Consider the following 2,310-nt stretch of genomic DNA (forward strand, 5'->3'; position numbering starts at 1 on the left):
GTATGCGTAGGTGTGTCCTTTTGCAAGATAGTTTTAGAAGTATTTTGTTACTTTCATCATATCATACTTCTTTTTAATTTTATATACGGAATTAAAGATTTTACGATATTATTTCTTTTTCTCATGTATAAACATAATGCTTTGTTTTTGTATAACATAGCTTAATTTTGCATCAAGTTTTTCTCCATTATTCCTATTTTCAAAACTTGAAATTGTATTGGTCATATTCTTTCTAATAACTTTTTTTATTTCGTGCTAGTTATTTTCTTTTTCAACATGATGTTATTTTTCTTTTATTTTGGGTAAACAAATATTACGGGTAGAAAAACGAAAAATTTCTCTTATTCTAAAATAATTCCCTCGACACAAAGATACTATCTCGTACAAGCATTCAACTTAATAAATATGTTTTAGGAAGGTTAGAAAAAATGGATATTTTATTAGCGATTTTACCAGCATTATTTTGGGGAAGTATTGTACTCTTCAACGTTAAACTAGGAGGCGGTCCTTACAGTCAAATACTTGGAACTACCCTTGGCGCTCTAGTTTTTTCTATCGGTGTTTATATTTTTATAAAACCCGTTTTGACGCCCGTGATGATAATTGTCGGGATTATATCTGGCCTATTTTGGGCATTAGGACAAGCCAATCAATTGAAAAGTATTGATTTAATTGGGGTTTCTAAAACAATGCCTATTTCAACAGGGATGCAATTAGTTTCGACTACTTTATTTGGGGTCATTGTATTTCATGAATGGTCAACAACAACATCTGTTGTATTAGGTGTTCTGGCACTTCTTTGTATCATAATCGGAATCGTTCTCACATCTCTCCAAAGCAAAGAGGAGAAAAACGATGAACAAAAAGGAAATTTCAAAAAAGGGATTGTGATGTTATTAATTTCAACTCTTGGTTACTTAGTATATGTGGTAATTATCCGCCTATTCGGTATAGACGGATGGTCAGCGTTATTACCACAAGCCATTGGTATGGTGGTAGGTGGAATTCTACTAACCTTTAAGCATCAACCATTTAATAAATATGCGATTCGCAATATTATTCCTGGTTTAATTTGGGCAGCAGGAAATATGTTTTTATTTATTTCCCAGCCGCGTGTAGGGGTGGCAACAAGCTTTTCCCTTTCCCAAATGGGGATCGTGATCTCAACTTTAGGTGGAATTTTTATATTAGGTGAAAAGAAAACAAAACGACAATTTATTGCGATTGTCATTGGAATTATCTTCATTATTGCAGCTGGCATTATGTTAGGAATTGCTAAAGGATAAAAAGGAGGAAAAAATTATGTATACAGATTTAAAAGGGAAAGTTGTTGTTATTACGGGTGCATCCACAGGATTAGGAAGAGCGATGGCAATTCGTTTTGGAGAAGAACAAGCCAAAGTTGTAATTAATTATTATTCAAACGAATCAGAAGCAAATGAGGTAGTACAAGTAGTTAAACAAGCAGGTGGAGAAGCGATTGCGGTAAAAGGAGATGTAACAATTGAATCAGATGTTATCAATCTCGTTAAATCTGCTGTGAAAGAATTTGGTACACTGGATGTCATGATTAATAATGCGGGTATTGAAAATTCAGTACCTTCATATGAAATGCCATTAAGTGATTGGAATAAGGTAATTGCTACGAATTTAACAGGGGCTTTCTTAGGGAGCCGGGAAGCAATTAAATATTTTGTTGAGCATGATATTAAAGGTAGTGTTATTAATATGTCAAGCGTTCACGAGCAAATTCCATGGCCATTATTTGTACACTATGCAGCAAGTAAAGGTGGCGTTAAGCTAATGACAGAAACATTAGCACTAGAATATGCACCAAAAGGAATCCGTGTAAATAATATTGGGCCTGGTGCTATGAATACGCCGATTAATGCTGAAAAATTTGCGGATCCAGAAAAACGTGCCGATGTTGAAAGTATGGTTCCTATGGGATATATCGGAGAACCGAAAGAAATTGCAGCGGTAGCAGCATGGCTTGCTTCTTCACAAGCGAGCTATGTAACAGGTATTACACTGTTTGCTGATGGTGGTATGTCGCTATATCCATCTTTCCAAGCTGGACGTGGTTGATTGATATATAACTAAATTAGTTACTTTCAATATGTTTAAATGCGGCAGTTAGCTTTTTTATTGAATAACTTTTTAATTATTCGTGACATCACATACATTTTGTAAAAAATACACTTTTCTTTCTGTAGAATTATAAGAAAGGATAATGTTATTTTAGGTTTACAATTTCGCTTTAGTTAAATGCAGATGGGTAAAGAAGCCCTATTAAATTTAATATTATAA

2 protein-coding genes are annotated in these 2,310 nt (G+C 33.8%); both read left to right on the forward strand.

Annotation, left to right across the window (positions count from 1 at the left end; genetic code table 11):
* Nucleotides 1–428: 428 nt before the first annotated feature.
* Complete coding sequence (locus tag ABWK52_RS18775; RefSeq protein ID WP_098542437.1) at nt 429–1,286, forward strand: RhaT/GlcU family sugar-proton symporter; 858 nt, start codon at nt 429–431, stop codon at nt 1,284–1,286.
* Between the two features lie 16 nt (nt 1,287–1,302).
* The gene (gene gdh, locus ABWK52_RS18780) at nt 1,303–2,088 is read left to right on the forward strand and encodes a glucose 1-dehydrogenase (protein WP_098542438.1); all 786 of its coding nucleotides are present in this window, start codon (nt 1,303–1,305) and stop codon (nt 2,086–2,088) included.
* Nucleotides 2,089–2,310 lie beyond the last annotated feature (222 nt).

This window comes from Bacillus sp. AP50, assembly GCF_040492675.1.
GTDB lineage: Bacteria > Bacillota > Bacilli > Bacillales > Bacillaceae_G > Bacillus_A > Bacillus_A cereus.

Excerpts from the sequence above, each read along its gene's own strand:
- ABWK52_RS18775 (WP_098542437.1), top strand. The coding sequence starts at position 429 with ATGGATATTTTATTAGCGATTTTACCAGCATTATTTTGGGGAAGTATT.
- gdh (WP_098542438.1), top strand. The coding sequence starts at position 1,303 with ATGTATACAGATTTAAAAGGGAAAGTTGTTGTTATTACGGGTGCATCC.